The organism is Nitrobacter sp. CN101 (assembly GCF_055390255.1).
Genome location: NZ_AP038833.1, coordinates 2,098,589 through 2,119,789, shown reverse-complemented (window position 1 = coordinate 2,119,789; position 21,201 = coordinate 2,098,589). Strand labels below are relative to the sequence as shown.

General features: G+C 60.1%; 21 protein-coding genes and 2 tRNA genes. 7 read left to right on the top strand and 16 right to left on the bottom strand.

Going from position 1 to position 21,201, the window contains the following annotated elements; translation table 11 throughout:
- Nucleotides 1–630: 630 nt before the first annotated feature.
- From ACZ5IL_RS10535 to ACZ5IL_RS10525, 3 genes are all read left to right on the top strand, one after another.
- A complete protein-coding gene (locus tag ACZ5IL_RS10535) occupies nt 631–807 on the top strand; it encodes a hypothetical protein (protein ID WP_464596734.1) in 177 nt (58 codons plus the stop codon).
- A 205-nt stretch (nt 808–1,012) separates the two neighbouring features.
- Nucleotides 1,013–1,098, top strand: a tRNA-Tyr gene (locus tag ACZ5IL_RS10530).
- A 63-nt stretch (nt 1,099–1,161) separates the two neighbouring features.
- Nucleotides 1,162–2,007, top strand: a complete 846-nt coding sequence (locus tag ACZ5IL_RS10525) for a TrmH family RNA methyltransferase (protein ID WP_464596733.1) — start codon at nt 1,162–1,164, stop codon at nt 2,005–2,007.
- 58 nt (nt 2,008–2,065) lie between these two features.
- On the opposite strand, the gene ACZ5IL_RS10520 is transcribed toward ACZ5IL_RS10525, so the two are convergent.
- Both ACZ5IL_RS10520 and ACZ5IL_RS10515 read right to left on the bottom strand, forming a co-directional pair.
- Nucleotides 2,066–2,596 (bottom strand): hypothetical protein, encoded by a 531-nt coding sequence (locus tag ACZ5IL_RS10520; protein WP_464596732.1) that lies wholly within the window; start codon nt 2,594–2,596, stop codon nt 2,066–2,068.
- Nucleotides 2,597–2,642: 46 nt separating this feature from the next.
- Nucleotides 2,643–3,086 (bottom strand): hypothetical protein, encoded by a 444-nt coding sequence (locus tag ACZ5IL_RS10515; RefSeq protein ID WP_309774996.1) that lies wholly within the window; start codon nt 3,084–3,086, stop codon nt 2,643–2,645.
- A 335-nt stretch (nt 3,087–3,421) separates the two neighbouring features.
- Between ACZ5IL_RS10515 and ACZ5IL_RS10510 the strand changes: the two genes are divergently transcribed.
- Nucleotides 3,422–3,497, top strand: a tRNA-Thr gene (locus tag ACZ5IL_RS10510).
- Nucleotides 3,498–3,821: 324 nt separating this feature from the next.
- On the opposite strand, the gene ACZ5IL_RS10505 is transcribed toward ACZ5IL_RS10510, so the two are convergent.
- Together ACZ5IL_RS10505 and ACZ5IL_RS10500 are read right to left on the bottom strand one after the other, a co-directional pair.
- A complete protein-coding gene (locus ACZ5IL_RS10505; RefSeq protein ID WP_464596731.1) occupies nt 3,822–5,612 on the bottom strand; it encodes a SulP family inorganic anion transporter in 1,791 nt (596 codons plus the stop codon).
- Nucleotides 5,613–5,625: 13 nt separating this feature from the next.
- Nucleotides 5,626–5,934: a helix-turn-helix domain-containing protein gene (locus ACZ5IL_RS10500; RefSeq protein ID WP_464596891.1), complete on the bottom strand. Its 309-nt coding sequence runs from the start codon at nt 5,932–5,934 to the stop codon at nt 5,626–5,628.
- 256 nt (nt 5,935–6,190) lie between these two features.
- On the opposite strand from ACZ5IL_RS10500, the gene ACZ5IL_RS10495 reads away from it, so the two are divergent.
- Nucleotides 6,191–6,658, top strand: coding sequence for a YdeI/OmpD-associated family protein (locus tag ACZ5IL_RS10495; RefSeq protein ID WP_464596729.1), 468 nt, complete (start codon nt 6,191–6,193; stop codon nt 6,656–6,658).
- A gap of 79 nt (nt 6,659–6,737) precedes the next feature.
- Here the strand turns inward: ACZ5IL_RS10495 and guaA are convergent, their stop codons facing one another.
- The 6 genes from guaA to ACZ5IL_RS10465 form a co-directional block, all read right to left on the bottom strand.
- On the bottom strand, nt 6,738–8,357 hold the full coding sequence (gene guaA / locus ACZ5IL_RS10490; protein ID WP_464596728.1) for a glutamine-hydrolyzing GMP synthase: 1,620 nt from the start codon (nt 8,355–8,357) through the stop codon (nt 6,738–6,740).
- A 100-nt stretch (nt 8,358–8,457) separates the two neighbouring features.
- Nucleotides 8,458–9,759: an RsmB/NOP family class I SAM-dependent RNA methyltransferase gene (locus ACZ5IL_RS10485; RefSeq protein WP_464596727.1), complete on the bottom strand. Its 1,302-nt coding sequence runs from the start codon at nt 9,757–9,759 to the stop codon at nt 8,458–8,460.
- 28 nt (nt 9,760–9,787) lie between these two features.
- The gene (locus ACZ5IL_RS10480; protein ID WP_464596725.1) at nt 9,788–10,207 is read right to left on the bottom strand and encodes an MAPEG family protein; all 420 of its coding nucleotides are present in this window, start codon (nt 10,205–10,207) and stop codon (nt 9,788–9,790) included.
- Nucleotides 10,208–10,254: 47 nt separating this feature from the next.
- Nucleotides 10,255–10,872, bottom strand: coding sequence for a hypothetical protein (locus ACZ5IL_RS10475; protein WP_464596724.1), 618 nt, complete (start codon nt 10,870–10,872; stop codon nt 10,255–10,257).
- A 210-nt stretch (nt 10,873–11,082) separates the two neighbouring features.
- Nucleotides 11,083–12,579 carry an IMP dehydrogenase gene (gene guaB, locus ACZ5IL_RS10470; protein ID WP_425904976.1) on the bottom strand — a complete coding sequence of 499 codons (1,497 nt, stop codon included), beginning with the start codon at nt 12,577–12,579 and terminating at the stop codon, nt 11,083–11,085.
- Between the two features lie 179 nt (nt 12,580–12,758).
- Entirely contained in the window at nt 12,759–13,007 is a 249-nt protein-coding gene (locus ACZ5IL_RS10465; RefSeq protein ID WP_464596722.1) for a hypothetical protein, read from the bottom strand.
- Between the two features lie 118 nt (nt 13,008–13,125).
- On the opposite strand from ACZ5IL_RS10465, the gene ACZ5IL_RS10460 reads away from it, so the two are divergent.
- Nucleotides 13,126–14,598: a DHA2 family efflux MFS transporter permease subunit gene (locus ACZ5IL_RS10460; protein WP_464596720.1), complete on the top strand. Its 1,473-nt coding sequence runs from the start codon at nt 13,126–13,128 to the stop codon at nt 14,596–14,598.
- Between the two features lie 30 nt (nt 14,599–14,628).
- Here the strand turns inward: ACZ5IL_RS10460 and ACZ5IL_RS10455 are convergent, their stop codons facing one another.
- Together ACZ5IL_RS10455 and ACZ5IL_RS10450 are read right to left on the bottom strand one after the other, a co-directional pair.
- Complete coding sequence (locus tag ACZ5IL_RS10455; protein WP_464596718.1) at nt 14,629–15,333, bottom strand: RlmE family RNA methyltransferase; 705 nt, start codon at nt 15,331–15,333, stop codon at nt 14,629–14,631.
- A gap of 58 nt (nt 15,334–15,391) precedes the next feature.
- Complete coding sequence (locus ACZ5IL_RS10450) at nt 15,392–15,865, bottom strand: four-helix bundle copper-binding protein (RefSeq protein WP_464596717.1); 474 nt, start codon at nt 15,863–15,865, stop codon at nt 15,392–15,394.
- Between the two features lie 117 nt (nt 15,866–15,982).
- On the opposite strand from ACZ5IL_RS10450, the gene ACZ5IL_RS10445 reads away from it, so the two are divergent.
- Nucleotides 15,983–16,420: a copper-binding protein gene (locus tag ACZ5IL_RS10445; protein ID WP_464596716.1), complete on the top strand. Its 438-nt coding sequence runs from the start codon at nt 15,983–15,985 to the stop codon at nt 16,418–16,420.
- Nucleotides 16,421–16,426: 6 nt separating this feature from the next.
- Here ACZ5IL_RS10445 and ACZ5IL_RS10440 read toward each other — a convergent pair whose 3' ends face one another.
- The 4 genes from ACZ5IL_RS10440 to ACZ5IL_RS10425 form a co-directional block, all read right to left on the bottom strand.
- Nucleotides 16,427–16,903, bottom strand: a complete 477-nt coding sequence (locus tag ACZ5IL_RS10440) for a copper chaperone PCu(A)C (protein WP_464596715.1) — start codon at nt 16,901–16,903, stop codon at nt 16,427–16,429.
- Nucleotides 16,904–17,034: 131 nt separating this feature from the next.
- Complete coding sequence (locus tag ACZ5IL_RS10435) at nt 17,035–17,529, bottom strand: TlpA family protein disulfide reductase (protein WP_464596714.1); 495 nt, start codon at nt 17,527–17,529, stop codon at nt 17,035–17,037.
- Nucleotides 17,526–18,734, bottom strand: coding sequence for a sialidase family protein (locus ACZ5IL_RS10430; RefSeq protein WP_464596713.1), 1,209 nt, complete (start codon nt 18,732–18,734; stop codon nt 17,526–17,528). The genes ACZ5IL_RS10435 and ACZ5IL_RS10430 overlap by 4 nt, the downstream gene beginning before the upstream one ends.
- Before the next feature lie 16 nt (nt 18,735–18,750).
- Entirely contained in the window at nt 18,751–21,135 is a 2,385-nt protein-coding gene (locus tag ACZ5IL_RS10425) for a TonB-dependent receptor family protein (protein WP_464596712.1), read from the bottom strand.
- Nucleotides 21,136–21,201 lie beyond the last annotated feature (66 nt).

The window sequence follows — 21,201 nt, the reverse complement described above, 5'->3', positions numbered from 1 at the left end:
CCTGCTCTGAAATGTCCGGCACGGAACCGCTGGTCATGGTAGCGGTACCTAGGACGGGCAGCCATGCCCTGTCCAGCTAGACGCGAACAGGCGAATGAATTAAGATTGACGGTCGAGGTTAAATTGCTTGAATGAGCAGCACGACGACGTCGATCCTGCGACAAAAAGTCGAGCCGAATCAATTAGAAAAGGCTGCTGGCAGGAAACACACCTAATCACGGCTCGTGCGAGCCAGAAGATCTGGCCCATGAAGTCTAGGCTCCCGCCAGCCGCGCGCGTCCCATCCAATCCAGTTTAAGACATGAACGGTCAATCGGCCAATCGAGCCGGCGCCAAGACCGGCGTCCAAAAATTTGTAGACACGGCGCACTCGCCGACCAGGCGCGGCCGCCTTGCACCAACTCGCTAGCGGTTTCTCTTCTTCGCGCATAAGTAGGGTCAACTTGCATGTTGACCCAACTCCTTCTTAGGCTGATGGAACACAGTCCTGAGCGAGGTGCATAAGCCATTCCACCATCATCCTTCGTGGTAAGCTTCAATGATCGCGCTCCGGTCCAAATTCCTCAACACCGGCCTGGCTTCAGGAAGGAGCATGCTTGAAACAGGCGATCGAGACGACGGAGGCGAACGATGAATGATTTTTGGGAATGGCGCAGTTCTTCGCGAGAATTCGATGGCAAACCTGACGATATCGCTGGAGGTCACGGGAGTGACCGCACCAGAAGGGGTAAACTCGGTCTGATCATCGGCGTGGGCCTGTTCGTTGTTTTGGCCGCAATATTCGTAATTTTCGAATATGCGCGGTGAACCCGCGTCATGAGCCTTAAGCAACGGCCGACCATTTCCACCATTGGATGCGTGGAAGTGCACCTTCTTGGCCAGCGCTCGGTTGACTTTGCCGGGGCGCTTCGCTCATAAACGCGCGCAACCGCGCGCTCGGCATCCGGGCAGGTGCCTTTAATGTCATCCATGGTCAGTCGGGCCACTTTCAACTGACATCCGATGGCGTTGCGGGGGAGTGTCCCGAGTGGCAAAGGGAGCTGACTGTAAATCAGCCGCCTTATGGCTTCGTAGGTTCGAGTCCTACCTCCCCCACCATTCTCAAGTCTCCGATTGCTACGATTTTCTCGATAGATCCTGCACCGCCCGAGACAGACACGCATGAGCGATCGTGATCGAGAACCGCGATTCCGGAGGGGTTCACGGCCTGGGGGTGGCCACGTCAAGGATTCCCACCGGAAGGGCCCACCAAGGCATGGTTCGGTGCGGAGGGCTCGCGAGACCGGCCCCGATGGCCCAGCGGTGCTTTACGGCTGGCATACGGTGACAGCCGCGCTGGCGAATCCCCACCGCCGTATCCGAAAATTGCTCCTAACGGAAAACGCTGCGCTGCGGCTCACGCATGAGAACATCAATACCCGGATCACGCCTGAAATCGTGCGTCCGAGTGCGATCGATCAGCGCCTCGGCCCCGACGCGGTGCATCAGGGACTGCTTGCCGAAGCCGATCCCCTCCCCTCGCCTGATATCGAGACGCTGACGCAGGAGGGCATCGTGCTGGTGCTTGACCAGATCACGGACCCGCACAATGTCGGCGCGATCATGCGATCGGCCGCCGCTTTTGCGGTGAAGGCGATCGTCACCACGGCGCGCCACAGTCCCGAGGCCACCGGCGTGCTAGCAAAATCAGCCTCTGGCGCGCTGGAGGTTGTACCGCTGGTGCTGGTGCAGAATCTGGCGCGGGCGTTGACCGGACTGAACGACCGGGGCTTCATGACCGTCGGCCTCGACAGCAACGGTGACGAGAATCTCGCCGCCATCCAGTTGCAGCAGCCATTGGCTCTGGTACTCGGCGCCGAAGGCAAAGGTCTGCGGCAGCTCACGCGGGACACATGCAGCGCGGTCGCGCGCCTCGACATGCCTGGCCACATCAAGAGCCTTAACGTCTCGAATGCCGCGGTGCTGGCGCTTTATATCGGCGCCAGCCGTCTCGGACTCATGCACTGACGGCACGAAGACGCCCGCTCGCACCGGGCATTGCGGGTTTGTTTTTCAGGCGCGCCGATCAGTTCTCATGATACCGCGCTGAATGACGGTAGTCATGATGTTGTCCCGATCCGTAAATCACGCGCGGAAGAGCGGCGTGATCGCCATGGCGCGAAACATGGCCGTGATGACGGGTACGATTCCAGCGATAGCTGTACACGACCGGGCCAATCGCGGGCGCGCCATCATAGTAGTGATGCATGGCATGGGCATAACGACCGCCGTCGTAAGGATAGAAATAAGGACGACTGTAGGCATTCCATCCGGCAACGGCACTTTCCTGATAGGTCGGCACCGGTGCGAAGTTGCCGGGACCGCTGAACACCGGCCCTTGATTGACATAATAATACTGCGTCGGAGACGGCAGGCTCTCATAGCCAGCGAAGCCGTAACCACCGTAATAGCCTGGATAATAACCCGATACGCAGGGGCTGTACGACAGGCATGGAGAGCATCCACTCGTGAACAACCCTCCACATGCCGTTGCGGGCGCAGCGCTTGCGGCCACAATGGCCGCAGCCGCGACCATCCCGGAAATCATTTGACGCATCTACTTTCTCCCGCTGTTTTTTTGTTCGATTTAGGTCGTGTTGATCTCAACGAAAGTTTGGAGGCAAACCCGAGGGTCCGATCTTGGGCGCGAGGATCACCGGAGGCGGCATCTGCGGGATGTCGGATTGCGCGGGAGTTGGGTTTGAACGGGCCGACCACGACTGATGAAAGCTTTCGGCTCGCCGCGGTGGCTTCCGATTGGGCGGCGGCTCGATTTCGAGGCGGCCGTAACCGGGCGCGCGGCCAAGACTCGGATAATAATGACCGACATGCGGTTCATAGACGTAGCGTCCGCCGTACACCGTGGGCTGCGGTTGTATCCTCCGAGAAAGTCCCCAATCGCCCTCGACGACGGCATAGGACGCATCGACACCATTGATGATGATGGGAACGCCGGGACGTCCGGGAATCACAAACACCGGACCGCTGTCGGCCAGAGCCGTCAACGAAGTCCCGATCAAAATGGCCAGCACAAGTCCGATACGCATCACTGGACTCCGGATTATGGCAGAGCCTAATCGAACCAACGCCGGCAAGGGTTAAGGCCGCCGCCGAAACTTCCGGTAAGCCTAACGTCTCGGGATGCGCCGAGGTTCAAATGCGAACAATCCCGCCATCGAATTGTTAACGCGGGTTGTGGCTGCTCCCATCGTACGCGTTAGTCGCTCACGCTAAATATCTCTTCGATGGTCAGGTTGAATAGGCGGGCGAATGCCCGCGGCAGGCTTGGATCATATCGTCCACGTTCGAGTGCATTTTCCAACTGCCATCGGATAAGAACCCATAGCCGTCAGCGGAAGACTGCGTTAAATAGCGCCTCTTCGCCCGCTTAGCTCAGTTGGTAGAGCAGTGGTTTTGTAAACCTCAGGTCGCTGGTTCGAGTCCGGCAGCGGGCACCATCTCAGAGATGCCAGAGCACTAGATCGTCGCGCGTGCGGAACCTGCTGGTCGATAAAGCATGGGCCGGGTGTGCCAACACGTGCCCCTGCAAGAAGCCTTATCCGCCATGCTGAGTGTTTTGCGTACTACAGACACATTGGCGGAATGTCGTCGGTGGGGTGATGGATGCAGCGCCTCCCGGTAGGACGATCCGTAGGACGACAATGATCCATCTTGCGTTAGGATCGAAAACGTCCCGCCCGTCCGCAGCTAGGGCAGCCTAGCCGCGTCCTGTCCTTTTATCGCCTGCGCGGACATGCCGTCTCCCTGTCACCGGAGGCTGCTCACGTCAGCGCCTCTTCCTCTTCCTCTTCCGCCGCCGCGTCGCGCCGCACTACCTCGCTCTGCGCGAGCTTATTATGCGCGACCCTGCTGTGCGCGACCCTGCTATGCGCGGCCTTGACGCCCTCAGCCAGATCGCTGCGAAATCGCACGTAAGGCGGCTTCACGCCATGGATCAGAAGCGTGCGCCGGATCGCAGGAGTCGCTCCGGTAATATAGACGGGCACCCGCCGGCGATGCGTCTTGTGCACAAAGCCCTCAATCGCTGCAGCGCCGGAGGAATCTATTACCGGCACGGTCGAGAAATCGATGACGTAGGCTTTCGGATGGTTGCCAATACTGTCGAGCGCCGCGCCGACATTCGCCGCCGCCCCGAAAAAGAACGCCCCGGAAATCCGGTGAACAGCCACATCGGGATCAGTGGCGAGGGCGACATCATACGCTTTCCGGCCATTGCCATTGACCCTGTCCGACTCGTCCCCGTCGGTCAGCGAACGCGCGTTCTCGACTTCCACCATCTTCGCCATGCGATGCAGGAACAGAAGCGCCGCGATACCGAAGCCGACAAGAATGCCTTCGATGAGGCCGCTGAAGATCACCAGCAAGAACGTAACCACCAATACCACCGCGTCGCTGCGCGAGGCACGCAGAAGCATTGCGAATGCGTGCCTTTCGGCCATGTTCCACGCGACCACGGCTAGCACGGCGCCGAGCGCGGCCAGCGGGATGTACGAAGCGAGTGGTGCGGCGACGAGCATGAACAGCAACAAAAACACCGCATGCAGCATGCCCGCGACCGGGCCGTGCGCACCGGAGCGCACATTCGTCGCTGTGCGGGCGATCGTGCCGGTTACACAGAATCCGCCAAAAAACGGGGAAACGATGTTGGCAATACCTTGCGCCACAAGCTCGCAGTTGGAACGGTGCCGCTCTCCGCTCATGGAGTCGGCCACCACCGCCGATAGCAAGCTCTCGATAGACCCCAGCAGCGCGAATGACAGGGCAGCGGGCAGCACCTCAGTGATCTTCTCCAGCGAGATCACGGGGAGCATGGGTGCTGGCAGCGTTTGGGGAATACCACCAAAACGGGTACCGATGGTCTCTACCGGCAGGCCGAGCAACCAAACCGCGACCGAGGCAACACCGACCGACATCAGCATCGCAGGCCAGTAGGGACGGAAGTAACGTATCGCGACGATCAACGCGATCGTCGGTACGGAGACGGCCACCGCCGCCACGTTTATGGTCGGCAATGCCGCGCTAATGGCTGTCAGCTTGTGGATCAGCTCCCCCGGCTCTTTGCCCGCAAGAGTGAGACCGAGCAATTCTGTAAGTTGGCTGGCGAAGATAATCACGGAGATACCCGCCGTGAACCCAATCGTCACCGGGAAGGGAATATATTTGATGAAGGTCCCGAGCCTCAGCAGTCCCACCACGAGTTGCACGACGCCCGCAATCATGGTGGCAAGGATCAGTCCATCCACGCCGTGAAGCGAGACGGTCGTGGCGACAAGGACGATGAACGCGCCAGCAGGGCCGCCGATCTGAAATCGGCTGCCGCCAAGAAGCGAGACGATGAACCCGCCGATGATCGCAGTGTACAAACCACGGTCCGGAGTCACCCCGGAGGCGATGGCGATCGCCATGGAGAGCGGCACCGCCACGATAGCGACAGTCAGCCCGGCTAGAGCGTCTGCGCGGAAATCCCTAAAGTGGTAGCCTTCCCGGAGAACCGTGACGAGCTTGGGTGTGAATGCTTCAACAAAGGTCGGTTCAACCGATCGCGCAGTCATAGCCATCCCTTATTTATGATTTATGCCGCTTGAGTGGAGGGATCGGGGGCAGGTAGCCGCCATCCGGTAATTTTTGCTTTTGGTTAGAAGGCGTTATCGCCCAGCGGTAGAGCTGGGTGCGTGAAGCGGGCTCTACGTCCGTCCCCTCGCTTCTCGCGTTCTCGACGATTTTGGTGAGCGTGTGGACGACCCAGCACACGTTCCTCTCGCTGGCCTCCATCCGCTGGATCGTCGGCTGCGACACCGCGGACATCTCGACCAGTTGCTTCTGGTCGACGCCGAGCAAGGCGCGGGCAGCACGCATTTGCGTGGAGGTGATCAGGCTCGCTCTCCCGGCTTAATGTACTCTATTTTACATTCGTAATGTATCTTACTTTACATTTGAAATATCAAGTACGACAAATAACCGCACCTTGTAGCGTAGATGCCTTCGTCGCCGGGCCTTTACTGCTCGCGCCGGCTCAATATCAGGTTGCGATTTTTCCATGACCGGTCAGCCTTCCTGACCAAGCCGACGATGTCCCGGCAGAAAACCGGAACCGGGCAAACGCAAAAACAGGGAACAGTCACCCCGCCACATGCTGCGGATCGACCGGCGTCGGGGAGAAGACTTTACCGTGGACATTCTATCTATCGTCCAGCACCCACGCTCGGAAGCTGCCATTCTATTGGAGCTATTGGAGCGGGTGAACCAGGCGGCCGGCCGCATCGTTGGAGGTTGCATGGCGAACGCTTTCCCACATGGCACTGTCCACGAAGCACGTGAAGACCTTCAAGCAGCGTTGCGATCGGATCCAAAAGTCTTTGCGCTGTGGGAAAGCCTGACGCCGCTCGGTCGGAATGAGTTCATCTGCTGGGTGGATGATGCAAAACAACCAAAGACGCGCCAGCGTCGCATCGAGCGGACCTGTGACGAACTGTTGGAGGGCAAGAAACGGCCTTGCTGCTGGACAGGCTGCATTCATCGTACCGACAAAGCGCCAAGCCCATGGCAACAGGCAGTCTTGATTGATCGGCAGGGAAGAAAGGGCCGTAAACCGGCTTGAGCGCGGTCGCCAGCGCTCCACGATCCTTCACCTTGACGCACCGTGATCACGAGATCTGACAATCCTTGCCAGACGTGAATCACTCCCACTCGATTGTGCCGGGCGGCTTTGACGTCACGTCATACACCACGCGATTCACGCCCTTGACCTCATTGATGATCCTTGTCGCGGTCGCACCGAGGAATTGCATGTCGAATGGATAGAAGTCCGCGGTCATACCGTCGGTCGACGTCACAGCGCGCAGGCCAACGACATAGTCATAGGTCCGGCCGTCGCCCATCACTCCGACCGTCTTCACCGGCAGCAATACCGCGAACGCCTGCCAAATCTTGTCATAAAGCCCGGCCTTGCGGATCTGGTCGATATAGACGGCGTCGGCCTCGCGCAGGATATCGAGCTTTTCGCGAGTGATCTCGCCGGGGCAACGGATCGCGAGACCCGGCCCCGGGAACGGATGACGGCCGACGAAAATCTCCGGCAACCCCAGGTCGCGCCCCAGTACGCGCACTTCATCCTTGAACAGCTCGCGCAGCGGCTCGACCAGTTTCATGTTCATGCGATCAGGCAGGCCGCCGACATTATGGTGCGACTTGATCGTCACCGACGGGCCGCCGGTGAACGACACGCTTTCGATTACATCAGGATAGAGCGTGCCCTGGGCCAGGAAGTCAGCCGATCCTTTTCCCAAGGCTGCGATCTTTTTCGCTTCTGCCTCGAACACGTCGATGAAGAGACGGCCTATGGTCTTACGCTTCGCTTCCGGGTCGGTAACGCCAACGAGTTCACCCAAGAATTTCTTCGACGCATCAACGTGGACCAGCGGAATATTGTAGTGATGGCGGAACAGATCCACCACCGTCTTGCCCTCGTCCTTTCTTAGCATGCCGTGGTCGACGAACACGCAAGTGAGCTGGTCGCCGATCGCCTCGTGGATCAGGATCGCCGCCACCGAGGAGTCGACACCGCCGGACAGGCCGCAGATCACCCGGCCCTGACCGACCAGCGCCCTGATCTTTTCGATCGCCTCCTCGCGGAACGCGCGCATGGTCCAGTCGCCTTTCAACCCGGCGACCTTGCGGACGAAATTGCGGATCAGTTTTGCCCCGTCGGGGGTATGCACCACCTCGGGATGGAACTGCATCGCGTAGAACTTGCGCGCGTCGTCGGCGATCACCGCGATCGGCGAGCCCGGCGCTTTCGCCACACCCCTGAAGCCTTCTGGCAGCTTTGTTACCCGGTCGCCATGGCTCATCCAGACATCGTGTGTGCCGCCCTTCTCCCAGACGCCGTCGAACAGCGCGCAGGCGTCGGTGACCTCGATCACGGCGCGGCCGAATTCGCGATGGTGGCCAGCTTCGACCGTGCCGCCGAGTTGTTGGGCCATGGTCTGCTCGCCGTAGCAGATGCCGAGCACGGGCACGCCGGCCTTGAAGATCGCCATCGGTGCCGCAGGCGCCTCCTTGTCGAGCACTGAGGCCGGCCCACCAGACAGGATCACCGCCTTCGGCTTCATCTCAAGAAAGGCGGCTTCCGCCTTCTGGAACGGGACGATTTCCGAATAGACGCCCTCCTCACGCACGCGCCGCGCGATCAGTTGCGTGACTTGGCTACCGAAATCAATGATGAGAATCTTGTCGTGCGCCGAGGCGCCATGGGCGGACGGGCCCGGCAATGGGGCGGCGGTTCTGGAGGCTGTCATGGCAAGCAGATACGCGAGCGGCTGCAGGGTCGCAACGGGGAAAGGAAGAGAACACACACGCTTTCGCCTCTCCCCATGCGAGCAGGAGGGAGCGCGCTACCTATCCCTGTCGTCGCATCACCGAAACGAAAAACCCATCCGTTCCGGTGCGGCGCGGCGTCATCAAAAGTCCCTCGTCCGACGAATAAACCGTGGCGAGAAAATCGTCTGTCCTATCCCACAACATCGAGGCTGTCTGCGAAGGCGGTATCACCGTAAAATTTGAATGTCGGTCGATAAACCTGAGGATTTGCTCGCCATTTTCCTGCGGTAATACCGAACACGTCACGTAGGCGATGCGTCCGCCAGGTTTGACAAAAGCGACTGCTCGATCAAGTACTTCAGCCTGATCCTTCAAACGTATGTCGAGCGCACCGGGCCGCATCCGCCATTTCGCGTCGGGATTGCGCCGCCAGGTGCCGGTCCCGGTACAGGGCGCGTCGATCAGCACCAGATCGGCCGATTCCCTGATATCGGACAACGGCTCTGCTTCCCCTTTCGGGGTCCGGATCTCGGCGTTATGCACCCCAGCACGGGATAGCCGCTCATGAATCGGCGCGAGCTGCCGCTTGTCGCGATCGGTCGCGATAAGACGGCCCCTGCCCTGCATCATGGCGGCCAGTGTCAGCGTCTTGCCACCAGCGCCGGCGCAGAGATCAATCACCTGCTCGCCTGGCTTGGCTCCGGACAGCAGCGCCGCGATTTGTGAGCCCTCGTCCTGCACCTCGACGGCACCCTTGACGAATTCTTCCTCGGCCTGAATGCCGGGATTGCGCGCATCTGCGCCCAGCATAATTCTCAAGCCGAACGGCGACCATGGCGTCGCCGTCACGCCGAGATGTCGCAGAGATCCCAAAACCTTCTCGCGTTTTGCTTTCAGCGTGTTGACCCGCAGATCCAGCGGCGCGCGGCGCGCCATCGCGGCTGTCTCCGTGGCACGATCGTCGCCGAACGCCTGAACCAGATATGCGTCGAGCCATTCCGGATAGTCGCCAGCGATATGAGCGGGCGCATCCTGCAGCGAACGCAAGGTCAACGCCTGCCGCTCCCCATCGGTCAGCGGTTCGGGCGCAAAACGGCTGCCGTCGCATAGCGACGCGATAGCGTCGGCATTCATGCCGCGTTCCAGCTTCAGCATTCCGAACAGACGCCCGCGTGGGGTGTCGTCATCCATGATCCAGGCGCTGGAAGCCTGACGGCGCAACATGTCGTAGACTAGGCCGGAGACAGCGGCACGATCACCGGAGCCCGCGAAGCGGTGCGCAGTGCCCCACTCCTTGAGCGCCTTCGCGGCCGGTACCCGCTGGTCGTCGATAGCCTTAATCACTTCGATTGCTGCGGAGAGCCGCGCGGCGGGTGTCATGGTCGACTTCCGATCTTGGCGGCGGCGCCTACACGAGCATCATGCGGAGCGCGAAATAAACCCACATGACCAGCAGCACCACCACGCCCACGAACCACGCCAATCCCCGCTGTGGCACATTGTTCGAGGTTACGAAGATGCCGGCATGCACGAACCGGGTGATGACGAATACCCACGACAACACCACGATGACAAGATCGGCGTGACGCAGCGGTAGCGCCAACGCGATCAGGATGTAAAACAGTACCGGTATTTCGAACTGGTTGCTGAAGCAGTTTGCGATCTGCGTGGGGCGCGCGGACCAGTTCGGCTCGCGCAGCGCGATATCTTCGAACCGGGTCTCCCCCAACCTCAAAGACCTCGTCCGTGCAACAGCCATTCCCATCAGCAAGGTGAACGCCAGCCCGACCAACACGAAAACGGGCAAAAGCACCGCTTGAACAGACATCTCGTTTGCCTCTGGATTGCGCCGCTACCTAGCAAGGACGGGATGAATCAGGCCGCAATCGTGGCCAGAACATTGTCGAAAGCAGCGGTAGCGGCTTCCAGATCATCGAACATGAGCGCGCCGTCGGCGGACTGCTTCTGGCCATGGTTATCGCGGACGGCATCAACCGGTGCGCCACCGTCGAGCATCGCCTGCGGCGCGATCACGAAGAACTTGTGTTCGGACATATCCTGATTCTTGGGCAGGAATACACCGAGGGAGACGATATCGTTGCCGCACCGATAGGAGATGTAGCGATCGACCGCGACGAATCCCGCGCGCTGCAATCCGCCGAGCTTGGCCTGGCCATCGCCACCAACCAGCTTGTGCGCCCGGAAACCCTTGATTCCGGCCGACTTCGCCTTCGCGGTTTCTTCCGACAGATCGTATTTCTCCGCCATTCGCCGGCCGATGGCAGCAAGCTGCGACGACATCTCGTGCTCGAAATCCTTCAGACCGGTGCGCGCCTTCGCAGCCTTCCGCGGCTTCAGGGCATTTCGCTTTTCGAGCTCCGCCTGGCATCGCGCGACAAGATCATCGACCGATTTCCGCTCCGCATTCGCCAGCAGGTTCTTGAGGCCGGAATCCGAAAGCGCTTCAATTCTTTCGTCTGTCCAATCGACCATGTTTTCAGCTTCTCTTGTGTGGCCCGTAATGTCATTTCCGGAGAACGGCGCAATCAAAGCGCTATCCCGGCGCAGAAAATCGCGGCAGTACGGACAGTAACCCGTTTTCGCGTCGCTGTGCGGCTCAATTTTGGCGATTTGTCTCGGCGTAGTGCGAAGTTCGCTTCATTTTCTCTGCAAGTGCCGCATGCAAACTTCAAATTGAGGATGCTAGCTGCCGCCTGGATAGTTCGGGCTTTCGCGCGTGATCGTCACATCGTGGACGTGGCTTTCGCGCAAGCCCGCGCCGGTGATGCGGACGAACCGCGCCTTGTCATGAAATTCGGCGATGTTGCGCGCGCCGACATACCCCATAGCCGCGCGCAAGCCGCCAGCAAGCTGGTGCATGACGTTGCCGACGGGTCCCTTATAAGGCACCTGTCCCTCAATGCCTTCCGGAACCAGCTTCAGCGTATCCTTGATGTCCTGCTGGAAATAGCGATCGGCCGAGCCGCGCGACATCGCTCCCACCGAACCCATGCCGCGATAGGCCTTGTAGGAGCGCCCCTGCCACAGGTACACCTCGCCAGGCGTTTCGTCGGTGCCCGCCAGCAGCGAGCCGACCATGACAATGTCCGCACCCGCGGCAAGCGCCTTGGCGAGATCGCCGGAATACTTGACGCCCCCATCGGCGATCACGGGCACGTCGGCCTTACTCGCCGCCTCCACCGCATCCATGATGGCGCTGAGTTGCGGCACGCCGACGCCAGCAACGATGCGGGTGGTGCAAATCGAGCCCGGACCGATGCCGACCTTGATGGCGTCGGCACCGGAATCGATCAGCGCCTGCGCGCCTTCCGTCGTGGCGATGTTGCCCGCGATAACCTGTACGGCGTTCGACAGCCGCTTAATGCGGTTGACCGCTTCCAGCACGCGGCTGGAGTGACCATGCGCGGTGTCCACGACGATCAGATCAACGCCGGCATCGATCAGTCGCTCGGTGCGTTCGAAACCGCCCTCGCCGACCGTGGTTGCCGCAGCGACCCGCAGCCGGCCCTGCGCGTCCTTGCTAGCCAGCGGATGCGCCACCGCCTTTTCCATGTCCTTGACGGTGATGAGACCGACGCAGCGGTACTGCTCGTCGACGACCAGTAATTTCTCGATGCGATGCTGGTGCAGCATCCGCTTGGCTTCTTCCTCGCTGACGCCCTCACGCACCGTCACGAGGTTTTCGTGCGTCATCAGTTCGGAAACTTTCTGCCGCGGGTCAGTCGCGAAGCGGACGTCACGGTTGGTGAGAATGCCGACAAGCTTGCCCGGAGAGGCCCCGCTGCCGCCTGTCACCACCGGAATGCCGGAAAAGCCGTGATCGTTCATCAGGGCCAGCGCGTCGGACAGCATCGCGTCCGGGCCGATGGTCAGCGGATTGACCACCATGCCGGACTCGAATTTCTTCACCTGTCGCACTTGCGCGGCCTGGCCCTCCGCATCGAAATTGCGGTGGATGACACCCAGGCCTCCGGCCTGCGCCATCGCAATCGCCATGCGCGCCTCGGTAACGGTATCCATGGCGGAAGCCATGATCGGGATGTTGAGCGGAATAGCGCGGGTAACGCGGGAGCTGATATCCGCTTCGGAGGGCAGGATGTCGGACGCACCGGGTTTGAGCAGGACGTCGTCGAACGTGTAGGCTTCTTTGATATCCCGAAATCCGTTTCCAAGCGCCATCGCCAACTCCATTGGGCGGCGCGGTCGCCGCGAAACCCATCAGGATGGAATGGCCGGTCGGCGACGCCCTAGCGTCGCCGACGAATTAAGTTCCATCGAATGGATTGGCGGTGGTCGATAGCACGGCAATTCCGGGAATCAAAGCGTCTGGCTGCCATGCAGGGGCTTTTCCCGTCCGTTCAACGCGGATAGTTCGGAGGCGGCCCATGCTCCCTGATCGCGTCGACCACCTCACGGTGCCGGCGATCCTCCCGCTTCATGTAGACAGCAATCACGGCGTGCGCTGACGGCACCAGGAAAAGGACGGGGAAAATCCACCCGAAAATCAAGCAAAACACGATCACGACCACGTTCAGGATGGCCGAGAATAGCTGGCCGTTGAGCAGCAGTCCGAGCGGCGGCAGCAAGGCAGCGAGCACATAGATCATCGTTGGCCCTCCCAAAATACACCAAGGATTTAGGTAGGCTTGGCCGCTCCGCAATAGCGCGCCGGCCCCAATCGATGCTACAGCCCGCCTCCCGTCCGCTTGCCCTCAGCGAACTCGCATGAACAAGGAACGCCTAATCCCGCTGATCGTCGCCGCCGCCCTGTTCATGGAAAACATGGACTCGACGGTAATCGCGACATCGCTGCCGGCGATCGCCGCCGATATCGGCACCAGCCCGCTGACGCTGAAGCTCGCGATCACGTCCTACCTTCTGTCGCTGGCGATATTCATTCCGGCAAGCGGCTGGACCGCGGACCGGTTCGGAGCGCGCTCCGTCTTCAGCGCGGCCATCGTCGTGTTCATGATTGGCTCAATCGGCTGCGCGCTATCGTCATCGGTGACGGATTTTGTGATCGCGCGGACGCTGCAAGGCGTGGGCGGCGCGATGATGACGCCGGTCGGCCGGTTGGTGCTGCTGCGTTCGATCGACAAGAGCGCGCTCGTCAACGCGATGGCATGGGTGACGGTGCCCGCCCTGATCGGGCCTGTGATCGGTCCGCCGCTGGGCGGCTTCATCACCACCTATTTCTCATGGCACTGGATTTTTCTGATCAACATTCCGGTCGGCCTGGTCGGCATCTTCATGGCGCAGCGCTACATCGACCCGATCCGCAGCGACAATCCCGAACGCTTCGACCTTTACGGGATGGTGCTGGCGGGCGTGGGGGTCGGCGGCATCGCCTTCGGCCTGTCGGTCGCCGGTCTCAACCTCCTGCCATGGATCGTTGTAGCCGCGTTGATCGGGGTCGGGTCAGTCTCGATGGCGGCCTATATGATGCACGCAAGACGCACCGACTCTCCCGTGCTGGATCTCACACTGCTGCGCCTGCCGACGTTCCGGGCCAGCATGTATGGCGGGTTCCTGTTTCGCGTGGGCGTCGGCGCGCTACCATTTCTGCTACCGCTTCTGATGCAGGTTGGCTTCGGCCTGTCGCCATTCGGCTCTGGGCTCGTGACATTTTCATCGGCCGTCGGCGCCATGGGCATGAAGACGCTCGCCGCTCGCATCATCCGCGCCTTCGGCTTTCGTAACATCATGACCGTCAATGCGGTCGTCAGTTCCGTCTTTCTCGCCGCCTGCGCGCTGTTCACTATCACAACGCCACTGCTGCTGATCATGATCATTCTCGTCGTCGGCGGTTTCTTCCGCTCGTTGCAATTTACCGCGATCAACGCCCTCGCCTACGCGGACGTCGAGCCGGAACGAATGAGCCGCGCGACCACGCTCGCCAGCGTCAGTCAGCAACTGGCGATTTCGACGGGCGTCGCCATCGGCGCGTTCTCGGTTGAAGCCACGATGCTGTACCATCACAGCACGGAATTGACTGCCGCCGATTTCGGCCCTGGCTTTCTCGTCGTCTCCGTGCTTTCAGCGATGTCCACCTTTTATTTCGTGCGAATGCCCGCCGATTCCGGCCATCAGGTTTCCGGTCGGCGCATGGTGGTCATTTCCGACCCTACCCGGGAATCCGAGGCTGAGGAGGAAACCTCTCGCGAAACAGTTACCGCCCGCGATCAGAAGCTGAGCTGAAGCACCACAGGTTTGCGGCTCTGACCCGCTTTAAGCTCGATCAGCGGCCGTCATAGGCGGTCGCCCGCGAAAGCCTGTCGCCATGACATAGCGTTCAGATGAATCCTGCCGGCTCGCGGCGGGCTTCACATGCCGGACCGTATGGAAGTCGCGTTTGAGCTGCGAAAGCAGACCGGCGTCCGCCCCACTCTGGAAGACTTTTGCGATAAACGTCCCGCCGGGCCGCAGCACCTCGACCGCAAATGCCGCCGCGCTCTCGACGAGACCCACAATCCGGAGCTGATCCGTCTTGCGATGGCCAGTGGTGTTGGCGGCCATATCGGAAAGCACGACGTCCGCGCCCCCGTCCATCATCGCGAGCAGCTTGTCCGGGGCGCTGTTGTCAAGGAAATCGAGCCGGGCAAACGTCACGCCGACGATCTCCGACATCTCCAGAAGATCGATGGCAATCACTCTGCCTTTGCCTTCGGCGACACCGACACGCTTTGCAGCCACTTGGCTCCAGCCGCCGGGCGCCGCACCGAGATCGACAACCGTCATGCCAGGCTTGAGGATGTGATGTTTGTCGTCCATTTCGATCAGCTTGAAGGCCGCGCGGGAACGCCAGCCTTCACGCTTCGCCTGCGCCACATAGGGATCGTTGAGCTGCCGCTCCAGCCAGAGCTTGGACGACAGCTTGCGTCTGCCGCCGGTTTTGACGGTTACGTGTAGCCGGCCGGTGGTATCTTTCGCCATGTCTAACCATCCTGCCCGGACATCGCACGAGCTCCGCGTGCCGACAGGCTGGACGGCGTTAAGCGGAAATCTTGCGGCATTCCTCGGCGCAGGTCTTGCATGAGTCGCCGCATGCCTTGCATTCCGCCACATCCGGATACTTCTCACATTCCTTCTGACAGTCCACGCACACCTGCGCGATGACCTTGGCAAGAGCGGGAACGTAGGACGAGTTGACGGCTGCCAGCGTTCGCAATGCACCGCATGCGGCCATCATCTGATAGGTCGCGTTGGTACAACCGGCCATGCTCGCATCCTTCATGCTCAACATGCCGAGGCAATGCCGCATACACGCATCACCCTTGGAAACGCAATGATTGGTCGCATCCTCGAGAGCCTTGTACTTCGCGGGATGCATCGATTCGGCTGGCGCTGTATTTGCCGGGGCACCAAAAGCCTTCGATGCCGATAAGACTGCCGCCGCAGTCCCGATAGTAGCCACGAACTCACGACGGTGCATGATTGTCTCCTCGCTGATTGAATCAGTTGTCATTCTCGTACCTGACGATAGCATAGTCCCGGCCGCCTCGCATTCAAGCAGATGCGATCGGAAGGAGGTCACCGGCGGATCCGCCACTTCCCCATACCACCGGTTTTCATGTAAGTCTCGATGGCCCGCGAAACGCACGCGCGGAAACCCATGCCTGCGGAACGGAATATGGTCGTGAAAAAACTTGTCTTCAGGTGTGCCGTCGCAGCCGCGACCACGGTGGTGATCCTCCATCTCCAGAGGGTTGAAGCTTTTTCTCCCGGCGACCATCCGGCCGCCCGGGTTTCGCACACACGGTTATTGCCGGTTCAGGCTCAAGAACCGTCGAATGGTTTTTATCGAGGGATTGGAGTTGTGACGGCGATCAATCCGGCGACCGGTTCGCTGACGATCAACCACCAAAAAATCGAGGGTTTAATGCCGGCGATGGAAATGCTGTTTCAGGTCGATCCCCGCACATTGAGTGATCGCGTGAAGCCGGGCGACAAGGTCGAATTCCAGCTCGAAGGCAAGACCTATACAATTCGCGATATCAAAGTGATCGAGCCTGCCAAATGAGTTTTCTCAATCGCCGCGGCCACCCGGCGGCGGCGCTCCCATCCCGATTACGTTGAATTCAACCTCGATTTTACCGGCGTGCTCGAACTGCAAGGCGCCCCGGACCTTCTCACTCGCAGCCAGCGGATGCCGCAGGCCTACGAACATGATGTGAAGTCCGCCCGGCTTTGCTTCAATGGAACTTCCTGGTGGCAGATCGATACCCGTCAGCTGACGCATTTTCATGACGCCGCCCTCGAGCACGACATCGTGAAGCTCGAAACCCGTTGCAGCCTCCACCGAGCCACCGAGGAAGCGGTCAGGCGAACTCCCACGGTTTTCAATGACGAGATAGCCAGCGCCGACTTGCGCTCCCGTCGGAGTCGCTCGCGACCACGGGTGTGAAATCACAATATCACCTGCTTTGAACTCCTCCGCCGAGGCGGCTCTCGCGGTTGCCAGCAAAGCGCAGGCTACCGCAACGCAGAAGAGTTTCGATGTCATTGACCTGTTTCACTCATGATGAACTGCCAATAAAAAAGATCGAGTATTGCCTGATCCCAGCCGCCGACGCATAATCCCTTAGCCTTTCCGCCGCCCGCTCAGGTTTCTTGAGAGTTCAGTGCAGATCTCCCTCATCTTGTTTCGATCATCTGGCTTCCGAACCATTTCTTTACCTTGGCGAGATCGACAATGCCCTCAATCGTCGTGACTTTTCCATCGCGTGCAATCAACATCGTTCGAGGGATGTCGCCTTGCCAGCTGGGATCGATCTCATAACGTAGTCGTTCGACGAAACCGTCGCTGAAGGTCCAGTTCTCGACCGAAGATAGTCCGGCCTTATGCAGCATTGAGAGTGCGGCTTCGCGCGGGTTCGGAACGAGATCGGCATTGACCGTTACGACGTCGGCACCCGGATTGTCTCTGACGAACTTCCCGAGCAGCGGCAACTCGACCTTGCAAGGGCCGCAAGTGACGCCCCAGAAATTGACCATCATTGGACGGCCGGCATGCGCATCGAGGATGGTTTGCCAGCTTCCGCGCTGGAACGAGCGCAATTGATCGTTCGCCGCGAGAGGTTGCGAGAGAAGTGTCAGAGCGAACGCGAACAGCAACAAGTGACGCTTCATGGTGCGCCCTCGATCGGCATGATGTGGTAGCCGTCGGCCTTGGTCATCCAGGACAAGAAAACCTCGCGTCCATTCCCGACAAGCAAAGGATGATCAGACGCGTCAACTGTCTCAGCGACGACCTGCGGTTGCGACCAGCTTTCCCCATCATCGCCGGACCTTATAAGCTTCACGGTTGTCTTCTCGCCGTCGAATTCTTTCCAGACGATCGCGTCGCCAGAGGCGCTCGCTAAAACGTAGGGGCGTGACGCGCTCCGGTCCGGCCTGCCAATAGCCATGGGCTCGGAAAACGTCTGTCCGCCGTTCGTCGAACGCGCATAGAACAAACCCTTTCGCGCTTCGCCGCTGGTGAACCAGACCGCGTGATAGATTCCCTTCGGCGAAATGGCGAGGCTCGGCCCCTGGTGCGGACACGCCTCGGTCTTCCAGTTGTCTTGACTGACGCGATGGATATCTCCCGGCGTAGCTGGATCCCCGAGGGTGACGATCGCGTGGTCCCGAACGCTGCCCGGGAAGATATTGCGAAACAGTACGGCGGGCCGGCCAGAGCCCGCAAACGCGACGGAGATCCGGCAGCACTCGCAAGTGCTGTCCTTCAACATGCGAGCCTCGGTGTACGACCCGCCGCCGTCCTTCGACCATGCGAAGAATAAAGCCGCTCCCTTATATGTTTGATTGGCCGCGCGCGCTTGCGCCCGGTTACGTTTGTCGAGCCAGGCCACGAAGACCGAACCGTCGGCATCCAGTGCGAGCTGCTCGAAGCGTTGGCTTTCCTTGTTCGATGTAATGGATTCCGGCTTGCTAAAGCTGTGACCTCCATCGACCGAGCGTGTGTACAGCACCTCGCCGTTGAAGTTCTTGTCCCTGAAAATCGAAAAGGCGATGGCGATCCGGTTGTGCTGGTCAACGACCATCTTGGGACGCGCATCGGGTCCCCAATCGAGCTCAAGCGGCCGATCAACGACCGCGACTGGCGCTGAAAAGGTTTTACCACGATCCTTGGAGCTCGCCACCAGTATGCGCCCGCCTGCCATCCACGCCAGCCACAAGGTCCCGTCGGGGGCAAATGCTGGCGTGACCTTGGTCGCGCATCGCAGTTCGGTCGTATCACAGGCGGCCTCTGATACGTGGTGATGGCTCATCTGCGCGTTTGCCACGCCCTGCCAGAGGATCGCGATCGCAACGATGATTGCTGTTCTGATCATGGTCAGGCCACCTTTGCTATCGAAACGCAAATCTCATTCCGGCGATGAACATGCGCGGCGACCCGGCATAGATGGAGCCGCCGGTGTTAGCCAAAACGCTCGCGGGGTTTTGAACGCCCGCTCCGGTTACCGTGTTCGCGATGTTATTGGCGGACGCTACATATGTCCTGTCGAAGACGTTCCGCACCTCGAAATAAGCATGAAGCGAGTTAAGATACTCCGATTGCAGGGGCGTGTCGTAGTGCAGATTGAGATTGACGAGTTCGTAGCCGGGCGCTTTCAGGAGGTTGGCATTGTCCATATAGAATGCGTCCCTCCACTGAAACTCGACGAACGCGCCAACGCCTTTCAGCGCGCCCGAGAGCTGGTCATAGGAAAGCCGTGCCGTCAGTTCGTTCGGCGAAATACCGGGGATCTTGTTGCCCGCGCGATTGAAACCAAAAACGGCGCCATTGGTGATATTCTCGGTGTAGCTCGTGTAGACTTGGTCGAGATAGGTATAGGCAGTGGTCACACGCCAACTTGGCAGGAAACGCCATTGCGCCAAGAGTTCGAAGCCACGGTGCTCGGATTTCGGGGCGTTGAACGTATAGCTTGAGTTGGGCGAGTTGAGGGGCGTTGCCTGCGTGACCAGTTCGTCGCGGAAAAACTCGTAGAAACCTGTCGCGCTTACCCTGATCGTGGGGTCCGGCGTCCAGTCAAAGCCGAGATCGTAGCCGAGATTCCTTTGGGGATTGAGTTGCGTATTGTTGCCGTTCTGACCATTTGGCAGCACGAACAGGTTGCCGACCTGTGGCGTTCCGTAGCCGGTCGCGACCCGCGCACGGAGAAGCCAGTCTTTGTCCGCGCGGTATTGCAGCGCGAATTCCGGCGCGGTGTTCTGGAATTGGCGATCCGTGCTTCTGATGGTCGTGGTCGTAATACCCGTCGGCCCGGTATAGGTGTAAGCTGTATTGACGCCGTTTAAATGGGTTGTCTCCCACCCGATCCCGGCAATAGCGGTCCATGCGTTGGTGAGCCGCAGTTCTTCGCGCGCACGGACACCATAGTTGGTGTGCTCTCCGGTGACGTTCGACTGTAGCTGGCCGCGCGTTCCTCCAGGCGCCACATTGTATGTGTCACCCGACCAACTCAGGGTGTTGTAAAACGCGCCAAGGTAGCTGGTGGAATCCATTCCCAGGAGATCGCTCCGCCTGACGAGGTCGCTCATGAAGTTATAGGATGGGTAATCGCCGATCGCGCTCGTGGCGCCGGTCGGCTGGTTGATATTGCGATCGTCGAACACGAATTGGTTGCGCCAGGTGGTCTGGTTATCGAAATCATGCTCCCAGCGTCCGCCCACGATCGTCCGGCGATCGTCGCGGCCGAGCCTGGCCTGCTCGGCCGTTTGGCGGCTGATCCCGTTGGCTGCGTTGAAGCCGTTATTGAACAACGTGATCGTGCCGCAGCCGGGAGCGGCCGTTGCGGCCGTTTCACAGCCTCGCTGAAAGGGATTGATGTAGAATTGATTGAGCGAGGACCGGATCGGGAGGCGCGTATCCAGCGTGTTGTTGATCAGCTTGAATGTGAAACGATCGTCCGGCGTCGCCTGTAATGTTCCGAGGAAATTCACGGTCTGGGTGTTGAACCAACTGTTGCCCAGAAAGCCATCGCTGCGCGCGTCGCTTGCGAACAGAGAGCCTTCGAAGTTTCCGACTTTCTTGCCGGCAGTCAGATAGTTGTTGAGGTATCCGTAGCTCCCGGCATCGACGCCGTACTCGACGCCGTTGATCTCGGCGCCACGGCGGGTCCTGAAGTTCAGCGCGCCACCGGTCGCGTAGTTGCCGTAAAGCGCGGACGACGGCCCCCGAATGACGTCGATGGCCCCGTAGGCGCGAGGATCGATCAGGTCGCTGCGGGACAGTCCGTCAGGCTGTGTGACCGGGAAGCCGTCATCAAAGATCACCAGATTTCGAATGGCGAAGCCGTTGCGCGCATTCGATCCGCGAATCGAGATGCCGAAGTCCCTGGGACCGTTTCCTTGCTTGATGGAAATGCCGGGACTGTCACGCAACACGTCGGCCACGGAGAACGCGGGCCTGTTGTCAAACAGATCGCGGCCGATCGTTGTCTGGGGCTGTCCGGTCGGCGCCTGATGAAGGATCGCAAGTTGCGCATCTGTGGAGACTGGCGACGGCCTTACTACGACGGCCGGCTGCGGCCGGGGAGATGATCTCGAAGCGTCGCGGTGGGCGACCGACCGCTTTTTGCGCGGACTGGCCTGGGCACGGCGCGGCGCTTCGACCGTGATGCCCGGCAGTGTCTGGGCGGCAGTCTGAGCGGCAGCATCGCTGCAAACAGCGAGCAACGCCGAATGCAATGCGAGCGCGCCAGCGCCCGAAAAGAAACGAGAGCAAAACATAGGATATTCCCGATGCGGGCGATCGCCCTGAGCATTTAATCAAACAGACCGGATCACCGCCGCAGT

Bases quoted from the DNA above. Each gene is read 5' to 3' on its own strand.
- ACZ5IL_RS10535 (WP_464596734.1), top strand. From the start codon at position 631: ATGAATGATTTTTGGGAATGGCGCAGTTCTTCGCGAGAATTCGATGGC.
- ACZ5IL_RS10525 (WP_464596733.1), top strand. From the start codon at position 1,162: ATGAGCGATCGTGATCGAGAACCGCGATTCCGGAGGGGTTCACGGCCT.
- ACZ5IL_RS10520 (WP_464596732.1), bottom strand. From the start codon at position 2,596: ATGCGTCAAATGATTTCCGGGATGGTCGCGGCTGCGGCCATTGTGGCC.
- ACZ5IL_RS10515 (WP_309774996.1), bottom strand. From the start codon at position 3,086: ATGCGTATCGGACTTGTGCTGGCCATTTTGATCGGGACTTCGTTGACG.
- ACZ5IL_RS10505 (WP_464596731.1), bottom strand. From the start codon at position 5,612: ATGACTGCGCGATCGGTTGAACCGACCTTTGTTGAAGCATTCACACCC.
- ACZ5IL_RS10495 (WP_464596729.1), top strand. From the start codon at position 6,191: ATGCTGCGGATCGACCGGCGTCGGGGAGAAGACTTTACCGTGGACATT.
- guaA (WP_464596728.1), bottom strand. From the start codon at position 8,357: ATGACAGCCTCCAGAACCGCCGCCCCATTGCCGGGCCCGTCCGCCCAT.
- ACZ5IL_RS10485 (WP_464596727.1), bottom strand. From the start codon at position 9,759: ATGACACCCGCCGCGCGGCTCTCCGCAGCAATCGAAGTGATTAAGGCT.
- ACZ5IL_RS10480 (WP_464596725.1), bottom strand. From the start codon at position 10,207: ATGTCTGTTCAAGCGGTGCTTTTGCCCGTTTTCGTGTTGGTCGGGCTG.
- ACZ5IL_RS10475 (WP_464596724.1), bottom strand. From the start codon at position 10,872: ATGGTCGATTGGACAGACGAAAGAATTGAAGCGCTTTCGGATTCCGGC.
- guaB (WP_425904976.1), bottom strand. From the start codon at position 12,579: ATGGCGCTTGGAAACGGATTTCGGGATATCAAAGAAGCCTACACGTTC.
- ACZ5IL_RS10465 (WP_464596722.1), bottom strand. From the start codon at position 13,007: ATGATCTATGTGCTCGCTGCCTTGCTGCCGCCGCTCGGACTGCTGCTC.
- ACZ5IL_RS10460 (WP_464596720.1), top strand. From the start codon at position 13,126: ATGAACAAGGAACGCCTAATCCCGCTGATCGTCGCCGCCGCCCTGTTC.
- ACZ5IL_RS10455 (WP_464596718.1), bottom strand. From the start codon at position 15,333: ATGGCGAAAGATACCACCGGCCGGCTACACGTAACCGTCAAAACCGGC.
- ACZ5IL_RS10450 (WP_464596717.1), bottom strand. From the start codon at position 15,865: ATGACAACTGATTCAATCAGCGAGGAGACAATCATGCACCGTCGTGAG.
- ACZ5IL_RS10445 (WP_464596716.1), top strand. From the start codon at position 15,983: ATGGCCCGCGAAACGCACGCGCGGAAACCCATGCCTGCGGAACGGAAT.
- ACZ5IL_RS10440 (WP_464596715.1), bottom strand. From the start codon at position 16,903: ATGACATCGAAACTCTTCTGCGTTGCGGTAGCCTGCGCTTTGCTGGCA.
- ACZ5IL_RS10435 (WP_464596714.1), bottom strand. From the start codon at position 17,529: ATGAAGCGTCACTTGTTGCTGTTCGCGTTCGCTCTGACACTTCTCTCG.
- ACZ5IL_RS10430 (WP_464596713.1), bottom strand. From the start codon at position 18,734: ATGATCAGAACAGCAATCATCGTTGCGATCGCGATCCTCTGGCAGGGC.
- ACZ5IL_RS10425 (WP_464596712.1), bottom strand. From the start codon at position 21,135: ATGTTTTGCTCTCGTTTCTTTTCGGGCGCTGGCGCGCTCGCATTGCAT.